12 protein-coding genes are annotated in these 15058 nt (G+C 54.2%); 4 read left to right on the forward strand and 8 right to left on the reverse strand.

Going from position 1 to position 15058, the window contains the following annotated elements; genetic code table 11:
- Positions 1-41 precede the first annotated feature (41 nt).
- The 3 genes from NNN64_RS14945 to NNN64_RS14955 form a co-directional block, all read right to left on the reverse strand.
- Positions 42-758: a YebC/PmpR family DNA-binding transcriptional regulator gene (locus tag NNN64_RS14945; protein WP_271441860.1), complete on the reverse strand. Its 717-nt coding sequence runs from the start codon at positions 756-758 to the stop codon at positions 42-44.
- A 431-nt stretch (positions 759-1189) separates the two neighbouring features.
- Complete coding sequence (locus NNN64_RS14950) at positions 1190-1666, reverse strand: cold-shock protein (RefSeq protein ID WP_048212495.1); 477 nt, start codon at positions 1664-1666, stop codon at positions 1190-1192.
- 86 nt (positions 1667-1752) lie between these two features.
- Positions 1753-1998 (reverse strand): YmjA family protein, encoded by a 246-nt coding sequence (locus NNN64_RS14955; protein WP_005127954.1) that lies wholly within the window; start codon positions 1996-1998, stop codon positions 1753-1755.
- Between the two features lie 483 nt (positions 1999-2481).
- Here NNN64_RS14955 and NNN64_RS14960 point away from each other — a divergent pair, with 483 nt between their 5' ends.
- On the forward strand, positions 2482-3258 hold the full coding sequence (locus NNN64_RS14960; protein ID WP_271441861.1) for an MBL fold metallo-hydrolase: 777 nt from the start codon (positions 2482-2484) through the stop codon (positions 3256-3258).
- A gap of 18 nt (positions 3259-3276) precedes the next feature.
- The gene (locus NNN64_RS14965) at positions 3277-4227 is read left to right on the forward strand and encodes a GlxA family transcriptional regulator (RefSeq protein ID WP_271441862.1); all 951 of its coding nucleotides are present in this window, start codon (positions 3277-3279) and stop codon (positions 4225-4227) included.
- Here the strand turns inward: NNN64_RS14965 and NNN64_RS14970 are convergent.
- Positions 4224-4874, reverse strand: coding sequence for a class I SAM-dependent DNA methyltransferase (locus tag NNN64_RS14970; protein ID WP_271441863.1), 651 nt, complete (start codon positions 4872-4874; stop codon positions 4224-4226). The two genes, NNN64_RS14965 and NNN64_RS14970, sit on opposite strands and share 4 nt — an antisense overlap.
- A 125-nt stretch (positions 4875-4999) precedes the next feature.
- Between NNN64_RS14970 and NNN64_RS14975 the strand changes: the two genes are divergently transcribed.
- Positions 5000-6094 (forward strand): LacI family DNA-binding transcriptional regulator, encoded by a 1095-nt coding sequence (locus NNN64_RS14975; protein WP_271441883.1) that lies wholly within the window; start codon positions 5000-5002, stop codon positions 6092-6094.
- 106 nt (positions 6095-6200) lie between these two features.
- The gene (locus NNN64_RS14980) at positions 6201-9278 is read left to right on the forward strand and encodes a beta-galactosidase (RefSeq protein WP_271441864.1); all 3078 of its coding nucleotides are present in this window, start codon (positions 6201-6203) and stop codon (positions 9276-9278) included.
- Between the two features lie 87 nt (positions 9279-9365).
- Here the strand turns inward: NNN64_RS14980 and prpE are convergent, their stop codons facing one another.
- The 4 genes from prpE to prpB form a co-directional block, all read right to left on the reverse strand.
- Positions 9366-11252, reverse strand: a complete 1887-nt coding sequence (gene prpE, locus NNN64_RS14985; protein ID WP_137384462.1) for a propionate--CoA ligase — start codon at positions 11250-11252, stop codon at positions 9366-9368.
- Positions 11253-11292: 40 nt separating this feature from the next.
- Positions 11293-12744, reverse strand: coding sequence for a bifunctional 2-methylcitrate dehydratase/aconitate hydratase (locus NNN64_RS14990; RefSeq protein WP_137384461.1), 1452 nt, complete (start codon positions 12742-12744; stop codon positions 11293-11295).
- Between the two features lie 40 nt (positions 12745-12784).
- Entirely contained in the window at positions 12785-13954 is a 1170-nt protein-coding gene (gene prpC, locus NNN64_RS14995; RefSeq protein ID WP_137384460.1) for a bifunctional 2-methylcitrate synthase/citrate synthase, read from the reverse strand.
- A 119-nt stretch (positions 13955-14073) separates the two neighbouring features.
- Positions 14074-14958, reverse strand: a complete 885-nt coding sequence (gene prpB / locus NNN64_RS15000; protein ID WP_137384459.1) for a methylisocitrate lyase — start codon at positions 14956-14958, stop codon at positions 14074-14076.
- Positions 14959-15058: the final 100 nt, after the last annotated feature.

Below are 15058 nucleotides of genomic sequence, written 5' to 3' on the forward strand. Positions count from 1 at the left end.
TTATAAAATCTGCCATAATGACAGATTTCTTTAATTTATAATTAGAGATTTGCAACGTTATGATATACTTTTTGAACATCATCATCATCTTCAAGGGCATCAACAAGTCCTTCAAAGATTTCTAAATCTTCTGGTGAAAGTTCAATTTCTGATTGAGCTATCATTTCTAATTCTGTGGTTGAGAATTCAGTAATACCCGCTGCTTTGAGGGCTGCAATTCCTTTATGGAGGTCTGTAGATTCAGTGTAAATAATGATGTTGCCTTCTTCTTCGGTGACATCACGAACATCAACTTCAGCTTCAAGCAAAATTTCAAAAATATGGTCAGGGTCAGTGCCTTTAAATACGATCACACCTGTATTATCAAACATGTAGCTGACAGAACCTGCCGCCCCGATATTCCCGCCTTTTTTATTGAAGATTGAGCGAATATTAGCAATCGTGCGGTTAACGTTTGAAGTCAGGGTTTCAGCGATAATCATGGAACCACTTGGACCAAAGCCTTCATAACGTCCTTGCAAGAACGTTTCGCCGCCGCCACCTTTGGCTTTATCAATAGCTTTATCAATAACATGCTTTGGAACCTGGGCTTGTTTCGCACGTTCAATAACGAATTTTAAAGCTGTGTTTAATTCTGGGTCTGGTTCACCTTGTTTAGCCGCAGCATAGATTTCCACACCGAATTTTGAATATACTTTAGACGTTGCACCGTCTTTAGCCGTTTTTTTACCAACAATATTGGCCCATTTACGTCCCACTGGAATAGTCTCCTCGAAAATTTATTTACATGACAGGCAGGTTAATAACCAGCCTGTTTTTCCCGCCATATTATATCACTATATGTAAATTCTCGTCTATGAGAAATAAAAACATCCAAACCTTACGGAGTGTTACTTTAATTTCATCAATAATTAACATTATGGATAAGTTATTCCAAAATTTTATTCTGGTTCGTCTTTTTTTATTTTTAATAATGGAGTCGCAGCAATAATAGATAAGACAAGAGGATCAAAAGTAATAACCCCGGCACAGTCCCGCGTTCACTTTTTATATAAGACGTTCACATTTGCTTCTGACACAAAGCCACTTTTGCGCCCACATACCTGCCCAGTCTGACTGAATGCAAAAAAAACCGAAACACTGCTTTTGAAAAGCGCAGCGTTTCGGCATTCATTCACTCTGAAGGACGTCAGACTTTCAGCAGTTTCACCGTCTCGTCGATGTCGATTTCATCTTCCGAGAAGATCAGCGTCGTGCCCTGGAAGGTTGTGATCGCCAGCTTTTTCAGCGTACGCATTTCACCTGGCTTCACGTCTGATTTCGGTCGGATGCTGTTCATCAGCACGCCGACAGACAGCACCGCGTTTTCTTTGTCGATACGGGTTTCAACCGGCACTTCTTCGCTGTACACCAGGTAAGACTTGATCGCTGTGAGCTTCAGGCGCTCGCCCGCGATATAGATGTACTTGCTGTCGGGTATGACTTTCACCGCATAGGCAGACAGGCCTTTGTTGTTGGTGGTGGGTTCAAAAGTCACCGCCGCGTCTTTCTTGATCAGCTCAGGATTAGCAACCTTAATCACATGAAAATAGCGGTTGTCGCCGTTTTCATCTTTGATAAATCCAAAGCCTTTATCTTTAAACCACGTTGTGATTGTTCCGTTCATTGCTGTTTCCGCCTGATTAAACCGAATACTCGTAGAGTATACCTACTCAATTTGCGCGCAGTGTAAAACACAGGCCCCGTCTTTGGCTACTCGTTACCCCAGCGATTGAGGAACTCCGCGATATCATCAATACGCTGTGCGTCGACGCCGGCCACAGTTGCCATCTCCTGCTGCGCGTCTTCGCTGATCTCTTCGTTGTTCATCAAACGGGTGATCAGTTGCTGGAAGTAGTGCGCCAGCGCATCGCGTTCGGCATCGCTTACCGGCTTTGCGGCCTCGGTCGCGTACTCATCGGCGATATCATAATATTTTAGCGGAATGTCGTTGTTCATCAGGTGCTCCGGGGTAAATGCGTGTGCCAGCAGTTGCCTGCCGCGTCTGGGGTGAATGATAGCACTGTTATTTCATGGTTCGCGATCTGTTTTATTCACTGTAATACGTTGTATTTATCCGCTATATTTTCTGGAACCACTTCCCATTTAATAAATCTGCCCATACTTGATTGACTGTATTTTTATTCAGTTCGGTATAATAGTGGAGGATTAAATAGTGTTATAAAAAAAACATAAGCTTAGTTTAAATCAACTCTCTTTAATCATTTTCCAACGCATTAAATAACTCAGACGATAACCCGGTGATTAAACACAGCCAATAAAGATTCGTTCGGTAGGCCTGATAAACGCCCCGCCCTCTCCTACCGACATCATTGCGTTGCTATTGGCCCAATCCCATCGGTAGTCGCCCATTTGCCCACATTCATCTTCTGGACAACACTCTACGATGACACCACTGACCCAACACGTAGAGCGCACACCATGAACATCACGCAAATCCGTAATGCCACACAGCACATCACCTTTGGTGGAATGACTTTTCTGGTCGATCCTATGCTAGCCGCGAAAGGCGCATATCCGGGTTTTGCCGGAACCGCACGTGCCGAAATTCGCAACCCAACCGTCGACCTGCCCATCGACATCGATACCCTGCTAAATGTCGATGCGCTGATCGTGACCCATCTGCATGAAGATCACTGGGACGAGGTTGCCGCTCGAGTCGTGCCGAAAGACAAACCAATCTATGTGCAAAATGACCATGATGCACACGTACTGCGGGAGCAGGGTTTCACACAACTCACCGTGCTGACGCACAATACCGTGGTCGGCGCTATCACTCTGCGTAAAACCGGCGGCCAGCACGGCTCAGATCGCGCCTATGCCATTCCACAAATGGCAGAGCGCCTGGGTGATGCCTGTGGCGTTATCTTTATGCATCCGGCGGAAAAAACGTTGTATCTGGTCGGGGACACCGTCTGGCGCGACGAGGTGGAAGCCAACATGCATACCTTCCAGCCAGGCGTGGTGGTTCTGAACGCGGGTTTTGCGCACGTCATCGGGTTTGGCCCAATAATCATGGGCGCGGAAGATGTGCTGAAAACCCACTTCACACTACCCGAAGCACAAATTGTGGCGACCCATATGGAGGCGATTAACCACTGTCTGTTGACCCGCGCGGCCCTAAAAGAGTACGCCCGCGACAACCAGATTGCGCAATATGTCCACGTGCCGGAAGATGGGGAAACCCTGACATTTTAATCTCTACAAAGGAATCGTATGCAACCGCTTACCGTCGCTATTGTCGCCGTGGAAGATTTCAGCCCGTTTCACTTCTCGGTGCCGTGCATCATTTTCAGTGACAAAATGGCGGCGAAAAAGCGCTTTGAGGTACAGATGTGCGCCGAAACACCGGGCATCATCTCCTCGCAGGATGGTTTCTCCATTACCGCAACCCATGGCTATGAAGCGGTGGAGGCAGCCGACATCGTGGTAATCCCTTACTGGGGCACCACCGCGCATCGTCCACCACAAAGCCTGCTTGATGCGCTCAACCGTGCGCGGCAAAACGGCGCACAGATTGTTGGGCTGTGCCTGGGGGCGTTTGTCCTCGGCTATGCGGGGTTACTGGATGGTAAACGGGCAGCTACGCACTGGGAGTTCGAGCAGGATTTTCAGGCGCGCTTTCCTGCGGCCCACCTGGATATCAACGCACTGTACGTGGATGACGACGGCATAATTACCTCGGCAGGTACCGCTGCTGCGCTGGATTGCTGTTTGTACGTGATCCGCCAGCGTTTTGGCAGCACGGTGGCGAATCAGATTGCCCGTCGGATGATTGTGCCACCGCATCGTGAGGGCGGTCAGGCCCAGTTTATCGAACAACCGGTAGCGAAAAATACCCAGGATCAACGCATCAACGCCCTGCTCGACTATTTGCGCCAACATCTCCACGAGCCGCATAATCTCGACGTTCTGGCGCAGCGGGTGATGATGAGTCGTCGCACGCTGACCCGTCATTTTATGAAGGCCACCGGGTCAAGCGTGGCGGAATGGCTGATTACCGAGCGTCTGCGCCGCAGCCAGATTTTGCTGGAATCCAGTCAGCTACCCGTTGAACGCATTGCCGAACAGGTAGGTTTTCTCTCCCCTGTCACCTGGCGGCAGCATTTTAAATCCCACTTCGGCGTCAGTCCGGCTGAATGGCGTAAAACCTTTCGCGGCGATTAACCTCTTTTTTGCGCCAGCCAGATGGTGTGCCCGGTACAGTGCGGATCTTCCATCACCCTCTCTATCACCGTAAAGCCGTGTGCCGACAGCAATGCATGGTACTCATCAGGCGCGAGGCTGGCGTGAAACAGCGGCTCGCCCTCAAATTGTCCCATGGCGATGCCATTGCCCGTGCCGCTGGTAAACATCAGCGCGCTGCCGGGATGGCTGAGGCGGTCAAAAATGGGGAACATCTTTTGCTGGTCCAACTGGGTTAAATGGAAAAAGCTGTCCCAGGCGATCAGACCGTCAAAGGTTTCATCAAGCGTTAGTTCGCGCATATCCTGCTCCAGCCAGCGCTGCCCGGGAAAGGCGAGCCGGGCACGCGCCAGCATCGGCGCCGAGCCGTCAATCCCCGTTAGCTGCAAACCTTGCTGGATAAAATAACCGGCAATCGGCTGACCGTTTCCGCAGCCAATATCCACAATATGGCCCTGCCCGCCCATCACCGCGATGAACTTATCCAGCCAGTTTTTTTCAAACAGCGCCTGAGAACGCTGGCGGGCAAAAGCCTCCGCATGACGCCGGTAGATAGAAAGAATGTTGTTTGCCGCAGCATCGCTCACGATATCCTCACTTTTCTGCTGTTCTATCATTATGTTAAGCATAAAGGCTGTTGACCTGCCAGCGCCCAATTCATGTCCCTGGAATGCAACTCGCAGAACCCGACCACAAATAGCCAAAAATAGTCTGCGCTGTGGCATGATAGCGCGTGGATAACGTCATGATCAGGGTGAACAATGTGAAACCGGTAACGCTATACGATGTCGCAGACCATGCAGGCGTCTCTTACCAGACCGTCTCACGCGTCGTAAATCAGGCCAGCCACGTTTCCACAAAAACCCGGCAAAAAGTTGAGGCCGCGATGGCGGAGCTCAATTACATTCCTAACCGCGTCGCGCAGCAGCTGGCAGGCAAACAGACGCCGTTAATTGGTGTCGCCACATCGAATCTTGCTCTGCATGCCCCCTCGCAAATTGTGGCCGCCATAAAATCCCGCGCCGACCAGTCCGGCGCCAGCGTGGTGATCGCCATGGTTGAGCGTAGTGGCGTTGAGGCGTGTAAAGCCGCGATACACAACCTGCTTTCTCAACGCGTAACCGGGCTTATCATCAACTATCCGCTGGATGAAGAAGACGCCATGATGGTCGCCGCCACCTGCGGCACGGTGCCCGTATTGTTTCTCGATGTCTCTGACCAGGTGCCGATTAATAGCGTCGTTTTCTCCCATGATGACGGCGCGCGACTCGGCGTTGAACATCTGATTCAACACGGACATCAGCGCATTGCCCTGCTGGCCGGGCCGCACTCATCGGTCTCCGCCAGGTTAAGGCATAGCGGGTGGCATAAATACCTGGCTCACCATCAGCTACGTCCCATTGCGGAACGTGAAGGTGACTGGAGCGCCCTGTCCGGCTTTCATCAAACCATGCACATGCTTAACGACGGTATCGTTCCAACCGCTATGCTGGTCGCCAATGATCAAATGGCGCTGGGCGCAATGCGGGCAATCAGCGAATCTGGCCTGCGAGTTGCAGCGGATATCTCCGTGATCGGCTACGACGACACCGAAGACAGTGCCTGCTACATCCCGCCGCTGACCACCATCAGGCAGGATTTCCCCACTCTCGGGCAGACCAGCGTTGACAGGCTGTTGCAGCTTACGCAGGGCATGTCCGCCCCCGGCAATCTGCTGCTGCCGGTCACGCTGGTCGAACGGAAAACCGTACTGCCGCCTGACACACAAACCGCCACGCCACAGATGCTGGCGGAGTCGTTGATGCAACTGGCGCGTCAGGTCTCTCTGCTGCCATCCGGCGAACGCTAATTACTGTGAGTCAGTTCACCCATTAAACCCGCCCGGCTTTACAGCGTCTCATCGCACGCCTTATGTTTATTGAATTGTGAGCGAATAACAAACATGAGATACCGCTATGACTCTGAGCTCGGACTCACTCGCCGCCGTACTGGCGCGCCGTGACTGGGAAAACCCCGGCGTCACACAGATAAACCGTCTGGAGGCACACCCACCATTTTGTAGCTGGCGCTGCGTGGATGATGCCCATAACAACCGGCCTTCTTCCCAACGGATTTCGTTAAATGGCGAGTGGCAGTTCGCCTGGTTTGCCGCACCAGAGGCCGTGCCAGAAAGCTGGCTTGAGCATGATTTACCGCAGGCCGATACCCTCTGCGTACCGTCTAACTGGCAGATGAGCGGTTATGATGCGCCAATCTACTCCAATATCACCTATCCATTCCCGGTCAATCCGCCCGCTGTTCCGACGCAGAACCCCACCGGATGTTACTCGCTCACATTTAGTATCGAAGATGCGTGGTTAGATGAGGGTCAGACGCGCATTATTTTTGACGGCGTGAACTCCGCGTTTCATCTGTGGTGCAACGGTCGTTGGGTCGGCTACGGTCAGGACAGCCGCCTGCCGTCTGAATTTGATCTTCGCGATTATCTGCTGCACGGCGAAAACCGCCTGGCCGTCATGGTGCTGCGCTGGAGCGATGGCAGCTATCTGGAAGATCAGGATATGTGGCGCATGAGCGGCATCTTTCGCGACGTTTCTTTGCTGCATAAACCCACAACACAGATCCGTGACCTACGTATCAACACCCGCTTTAATGATGATTTCAGCCGCGCGGTGCTGGAAGCGGAAGTCCGGATAGCAGGCGACGAGCGTGAAGATGTACGCGTAACCCTGCAATTGTGGAACGGCGAAACGTTGGTTGGCGAACTCACCTCACCGCCCGGCAGCGAGATTGTTGATGAACGCGGCGCTTATCACGATCGCACTACGCTGCGCCTCAACGTTCAACACCCGGCGTTGTGGAGTGCCGAAACGCCTAATCTGTACCGCGCCGTGGTGCAGCTTCATACTGCTGACGGTACGCTGATTGAAGCCGAGGCCTGTGACGTCGGCTTCCGCGAGGTCCGCATCGAAAACGGCCTGCTGTTGCTGAATGGTCAACCGCTGCTGATTCGTGGTGCTAACCGCCACGAACATCACCCGCAAAACGGTCAGGTGATGGACGAAGCGACGATGGTGCAGGACATCATCCTGATGAAACAGAACAACTTTAACGCCGTGCGTTGCTCACATTACCCAAACCACCCGCTATGGTACACCCTGTGCGACCGCTACGGCCTGTATGTGGTGGATGAGGCCAATATCGAAACCCACGGTATGGTGCCCATGAATCGCCTGAGCGACGACCCTACATGGCTTCCTGCCATGAGCCAGCGCGTCACGCGCATGGTACAGCGTGACCGCAATCACCCAAGTATCATCATCTGGTCGCTGGGCAATGAGTCCGGTCACGGCGCGAACCACGACGCGCTGTATCGTTGGCTAAAATCGGAAGATCCCTCTCGTCCGGTACAGTACGAAGGCGGCGGCGCGGATACCGTAGCCACCGACATTATTTGCCCGATGTACGCCCGCGTAGACCAGGATCAGCCCTTCCCGGCGGTCCCCAAATGGTCAATCAAAAAATGGCTGTCGATGCCCGGCGAACTGCGCCCGCTGATCCTCTGCGAATATGCTCACGCGATGGGTAACAGCCTCGGCGGCTACGCCAAATACTGGCAGGCATTCCGCCAGTATCCGCGTCTGCAAGGAGGGTTCGTCTGGGACTGGGTCGATCAGTCGCTTATTAAATATGACGACAACGGTAATCCATGGTCAGCCTACGGCGGGGATTTTGGCGACACACCGAATGACCGCCAGTTCTGCATGGACGGGCTGGTATTTGCCGACCGCACGCCGCATCCGTCGCTGTATGAGGCCAAACACGCGCAGCAGTTTTTCCAGTTTACGCTGTTACCGGGTGACGAGCGCCAGATTGAAGTACGCAGCGAATACCTGTTCCGCCACAGCGATAACGAAATCCTGCACTGGTCCATCACCCAGGACGGCAACCCGCTGGCCGCCGGAGAAATCGCTCTGAATATCGCCCCACAGGGCCGCCAGCTGATCACCCTGCCGGCTATCCCGATGCCGGAAACCGCAGGCCAGCTGTGGCTGACGGTTCGCGTGGAACAACCCCAGGCTACTGCGTGGTCAGACGCCGGGCATATCAGTGCCTGGCAGCAGTGGAAGCTGGAAGAGAAACTCAGCCTGGCGCTTAAACCTCGCGCCAACACAGCGCCACAGCTGACGACCCGCGATGATACATTTACGGTAATCGTCAGCGATAAACGCTGGGAATTCTGCCGCCAGACAGGTTTATTGACACAATACTGGCTGGCCGAAGAAGCACAACTGTTAGCGCCGTTAATCGATCAGTTTACCCGCGCGCCGCTGGATAACGATATCGGCATCAGCGAAGTCACGCGCATCGATCCTAATGCCTGGGTCGAACGTTGGAAGGCCGCAGGCCATTACCATGCTGAGCCACTACTATTGCAATGCGAAGCCGAAGCGCTGTCGAACAGCATCCTTATCACCACCGCGCATGCCTGGCAGTATCAGGGTGAAACGCTGTTCGTCAGCCGTAAGTCATATCATTTCGACGGCCACGGCGAGATGCAGATTACCGTGGATGTCGATGTAGCCAACGGCACGCCGCACCCGGCGCGTATCGGCCTGAGCTGCCAGTTGGCGCAGGTGGCTGAACGGGTGAACTGGTTAGGCCTTGGGCCGCACGAGAACTACCCGGATCGCCTGAGCGCTGCCTGTTTTGATCGTTGGGAACTGACGCTGGATGAGATGTATACGCCGTACGTCTTCCCGAGTGAAAACGGCCTGCGCTGCGGGACACGCGAATTACGCTACGGGACGCACCTGTGGCGTGGTGACTTCCAGTTCAACATCAGCCGTTACAGCCAGAAGCAACTGATGGAAACCAGCCATCGTCACCTGCTGCAGCCTGAAGCCGGAACATGGCTCAACATTGACGGTTTCCATATGGGCGTCGGCGGGGATGATTCGTGGAGCCCTTCAGTGTCGCCGGAATTTCAGTTGAGCGCAGGGCGTTATCATTATCAGCTGAGTTGGCGCTAACTCTGCGCCGGATGGCGCGGCGCTCATCCGGCCTACGGTGCGCGGTTTCGTAGGCCGAATAAGGCGAAGCCGCCATCCGGAAACGCCTTACTCCTCGATCGCCTGGCGGATTTGCTGCAACGATGTCGGATCGTCAATGGTGGTCAGATCGCCAGGATCGCGGCCTTCGCAGATCGCCTGGATCGTACGCCTGAGCATTTTTCCGGAGCGTGTTTTCGGCAATTGTGACACAAACCAGACATGTGCCGGGCGGCCAAAGTTACCAATCTGACTGTCCACCAGCGCCATAATCGCCTTCTCTTCAGAATGCGCAATGTCGCGGTCTTCCAGACTGTCACTCTGCTTTGGAATGACAAACGCGACGGCCACCTGCCCTTTTAGCGCATCTTTCACCCCCACTACCGCTACCTCAGCAACGTTCGGATAGCTGGAGATACTCTCTTCTATCTCGCGCGTGCCCAGCCGGTGCCCGGCGACGTTGATCACGTCATCCGTACGCCCCAGAATGAAGTAGTAACCGTCGTCGTCACGAATGCCCCAGTCAAAGGTGGCGTACACCTGGCGGGAGAACAGCGACCAGTAGGTATTCACAAAGCGTTCGTCATCGCCCCAGATGGTCTGAATGCAACCCGGCGGCAGCGGCCCTTCAATCACCAGCATCCCCTTCTCATTTGCAGCACAAGGTTCGCCAGTCACTTCATTGAGGAGTTGCACGTTGTAGCCGTACATCGGCACGCCAGGACTGCCCAGGCGCGACGGTCGGTCGTCCAGCCCGCGGGCAATCGCCATAATCGGCCAGCCAGATTCGGTCTGCCAGTAGTTGTCGATAACCGGAACACCCAGTGTTTGGGTTACCCAGCTTGCCGTCGGTTCATCCAGCGGCTCGCCGGCCAGATACAGCACTTCCAACGAGGAGAGATCGTGATTACGGATCTGCGCGGTCGGAAATTTCTTCAGCACACGGATGGCGGTCGGTGCCGAGAACATCCGGCTGACCTGGTATTTTTCAACGATTTTCCACCACACGCCGCAGTCCGGCCAGGTTGGCAACCCTTCGTACACCACTGTCGCCATCCCCGCCAGCAACGGGGCATAGACGATGTACGAGTGTCCCACCACCCAGCCGATATCCGACGCGCAGAAGAAAACACCGCCCGCTTTGCCACCAAAAATGGTGTCCATCGAGGTGGCCAGCGCTACCGCATAACCGCCTACATCACGCTGCACGCCCTTTGGCTTACCGGTTGTACCGGACGTGTAGAGAATGCAGGAAGTTTCATTCGATTCCAGCCAGACCACCGGCACGCGTGCGCCGAGATGCTGTTGGCGCAGCGCGGCAAAGTCGAGGTCGCGTCCTTCAACCCACGCCATTTTCGCCAGGCCACGATCAACCAGTACCACATGGCGCGGTTGATGCTGAGCCTGCGCAATCGCATCATCAAGCAGCTTTTTATACGGCAGGATCTTGCCGCCTCGCGCCCCGGCATCCGCCGATACGATGACCTTTGGCTGGGCATCGTCGATCCGCGCCGCCACACTGTGCGAGGCAAATCCGCCAAATACCACGGAATGGATCGCCCCAATCCGCGCACAGGCCAGCAGCGTAATGTGCGCCTCGGCGATCATCGGCATATAAACCAGCACCCTGTCGCCGCGCTGTACGCCCAGCGACAGCAACATCGCCGCCGCGACGTTTACCTCGTCATACAACTGACGAAAGGTAAATGTGCGCTCTTCTTCGGTTTCCGATGAAACCGCGATCAGCGCCAGCGCGTCAGGCTGTTTCTCCAGCCAGCGGTCGATGGCGTTATGGCACAGATTAGTCGTCCCGCCACAAAACCAGCGAGCAAACGGTGGATGACGATGATCCAGTACCTGAGCAAACGGCTGCTGCCAGTCAATACGCTGGGCCTGCTCGGCCCAGAACGACTCAGGTTGCGTAATCGAACGCTGATAAAAATCGCTATAAGACATAATGCTCTCCTGTTGAACTTACGCCTTGCCGCACGCAGGTTTAGATAACGAACAAATCAAGGTATTCGTTGACTGGCATCTGCTCCAGGCTTGCTCTGTTCAGGGAGACATCCAGAATGCGCTGCTGCTGACGGGTCGGGAACTGACGCGCCAGGTTGATTTTGAATTTTTCGACCAGTTTCGGCATCCCGTCATGACGACGACGCGCGTGGCCGATGGGGTACTCCACCACCACTTCTTCAAAACGTGATCCATCGGTAAATTCCACGGTGATGGCATTTGCGATGGCGCGTTTTTCCGGGTCGTGATAGTCCGCGGTAAAGGTTGGGTCTTCGAAGCAATTGATCTTCTCGCGCAGCGCATCAATGCGTTTGTCCTGCGCCACACCGTCTTCGTAATCCGCTGCGGTTAAGCGTCCGAACAGCAGCGGGATAGCCACCATATACTGAATGCAGTGGTCACGATCCGCCGGGTTATTCAGTGGACCTTTTTTATCGATGATACGAATACAGGCTTCGTGCGTACGAATGGTCACTTTTTCGATATCCGCCGCCGTTTTACCCGCCGCCTGCAGTTGTTCATACAGCGTCATCGCCGCTTCAACCGCTGTTTGTGAGTGGAACTCGGCCGGGAAGGAGATTTTAAACAACACGTTTTCCATCACGTATGAGCCGTACGGACGCTGGAAGCGGAACGATTCCCCTTTGAAGGAGACATCATAAAAGCCCCAGGTTTTTGCTGTCAGCGCAGACGGGTAGCCCATCTCGCCGGTTTTCGCCATCAGCGCCAGACGCACTGCGCGGGAAGTCGCATCGCCTGCAGCCCAGGATTTACGCGTGCCGGTATTCGGGGCATGGCGATAGGTACGCAGCGACTGTCCGTCGACCCACGCCAGCGACACCGCATTGAGGATCTCATCGCGGGTCAATCCGAGCATTTCGGCAACAACGGCGGTCGAGGCGACTTTCACCAGCAGGACGTGGTCAAGTCCAACGCGGTTAAAGGAGTTTTCCAGCGCGATACAGCCCTGAATTTCGTGGGCTTTAATCATGCCGGTCAGCACTTTTTTCATGGTTAACGGCGCTTTTCCCGCCGCTACCGCATTGCGTGACAACCAGTCAGCCGTCGCCAGAATACCGCCGAGGTTATCGGAAGGATGGCCCCATTCAGCGGCCAGCCAGGTGTCGTTGAAGTCCAGCCAACGGATCATCGCGCCGATATTAAATGCCGCCTGAACGGGATCGAGCTGGAACTGAGTGCCCGGCACACGAACGCCGTTCGGCACCACCGTACCCGGCACAATCGGCCCTAACAACTTTTTACAGGCCGGATATTCCAGCGCTTCCAGGCCGCAGCCAAGGGTATCAAGCAGGCAATAATGTGCAGTGTCATACGCCACCTTTGAGGTGATCTCGTAATTCATAACGTAGTCAACGATATCAACAATTTCACGGTCAAATTCAGGGCGAACGTTCGAAATATGTGCAGACATAGGGTACATTTCCTGTTTTTTTATCTTTAGAGGTTTGGCATTAGCAACGTTTTTCAATTGCGACGAATTCGCGATCTTCCGGGCCAACATAATTGGCAGAAGGACGGATAATTTTGTTGTCCTGACGCTGCTCGATAATGTGCGCCGCCCAGCCAGTAACACGGGCGATGACAAACAGCGGTGTGAACATTTCGGTGGGGACGCCCATCATGTTGTAGGAGACCGCCGAGAACCAGTCGAGGTTAGGGAACATTTTTTTCGTTTCCCACATCACCGCTTCCAGACGGTCGGCGATGTTGTACATTTTCAGCGAACCGCCTTCCTGAGAGAGCTGTTTCGCCACACGCTTAATCACCTGATGGCGCGGGTCGGCAATGGTGTACACCGGATGTCCAAAGCCAATCACCACTTCTTTGTTTTCCACACGTTTGCGGATATCCGCTTCGGCTTCATCCGGTGTTTCATAGCGCTGCTGGATTTCCAGCGATACCTCGTTGGCTCCGCCGTGTTTCGGGCCGCGCAGTGCGCCAATCGCCCCGATAATCGCGGAATACATGTCTGAGCCAGTACCGGCGATCACTCTGCCGGTAAAGGTGGAGGCGTTAAATTCGTGCTCGGCGTACAGCACCAGCGAAATATGCATCGCCTTTTCCCAACTTTGCGACGGCTTTTCGCCATGCAGCAGATGCAGGAAGTGGCCGCCAATCGAATCATCGTCAGTTTCCGGCTGAATGCGCTCGCCGTTGTGGCTGTAGTGATACCAATACAAAAGGATTGAGCTGAGTGAGGCTAAAAGTTTGTCAGCGATGTCGCGCGCGCCAGAGACGGTATGCCCCTCTTTTTCCGGTAACGTACAACCTAACGCGGAGACGCCGGTGCGCATGACGTCCATTGGGTGTGATGCTGCCGGCAGCGCTTCCAGCACGGTACGCACGTTAGCGGGTAAGCCACGCAGCGCTTTTAATTTGCTCTTGTAGGCGTTGAGCTCATCGCGGGTAGGCAATTTTCCGTGGATCAGCAGGTGCGCAACCTCTTCAAATTCACACTGCTGCGCCAGGTCGAGAATATCGTAGCCACGATAGTGTAAATCGTTACCGCTTTTACCAACGGTACACAACGCCGTATTTCCGGCGGGTACGCCGGACAGCGCGACGGATTTTTTCGGCTTAATGACATGGGTACTGTTTTGCAGGATCGTTGTGTCGCTCATGTTGTCCTCGTTATTTTTTATATATAGGGTATTGAGGGTATGCATCGCGTAGTACGTTGTAGGCCGGATAAACGTAGTGCCATCCGGCATTGCCTGATGGCAGCTGCGCCTTATCAGGCCTACGGCTTCGTGGTGTACAGCGCGTCAAGTTTCTCTTCGAACTGGTAGTAGTTGATGCTTTCGTACAGCTCGTTACGCGTCTGCATAATGTCGATCACGCTCTTTTGCGTACCTTCCTGGCGCAGCACGTTGTATACCCGTTCAGCGGCGCGGTTCATGGCACGGAAAGCAGACAGCGGATAGAGCGCCATCGCCACATTTGCACTGCGCAGCTCATCGGTGGTGAACAGCGGTGTCGCACCAAATTCGGTAATGTTAGCGAGGATCGGCACCTGCACCGCGTCTGCAAACTGGCGGTACATAGACAGCTCGGTGATCGCTTCCGGGAACAGCATGTCAGCGCCCGCTTCGACATACGCCTGCGCACGATCGATAGCCGCCTCTAACCCTTCCACCGCCAGCGCATCGGTACGCGCCATGATGACAAAGTTGGGATCGGTGCGCGCATCCACGGCGGCGCGGATCCTGTCGACCATCTCTTCTTTCGAGACGATCGCCTTGTTCGGACGATGGCCACAGCGCTTAGCGCCAATCTGATCTTCAATGTGCAGCGCAGCAGCACCGGCTTTGGCAATCGACTTCACGGTTCGCGCCACGTTAAATGCCGACGATCCAAACCCGATATCGGCGTCCACCAGCAGCGGTAGCGGGCAAACGTCGGTGATACGGCGGATATCGGTCAGCACATCATCCAGCGTAGAGATGCCGAGGTCGGGCAATCCCAATGAGCCGGCCGCCACGCCGCCGCCTGACAGGTAAATTGCCTGGTATCCGGCGCGTTGGGCCAGGAGCGCATGGTTGGCGTTAATGGTACCCACGATTTGTAATGGATTTTCTTTGGTGAGCGCAGCGCGGAACGCCTGCCCTGGGGAGTGTAGAGACATATCCCGTCCTCTTGTTATCAACTTGTTATCGTTCGTTGATTAACCTAAAGCAAGGGGTATGCCAAAGACCTGAATTTTTGCTCAAATTCTATTTTTCATT

This window comes from Citrobacter sp. Igbk 14 (assembly GCF_028069825.1).
In the GTDB taxonomy this organism is placed as follows: domain Bacteria; phylum Pseudomonadota; class Gammaproteobacteria; order Enterobacterales; family Enterobacteriaceae; genus Citrobacter.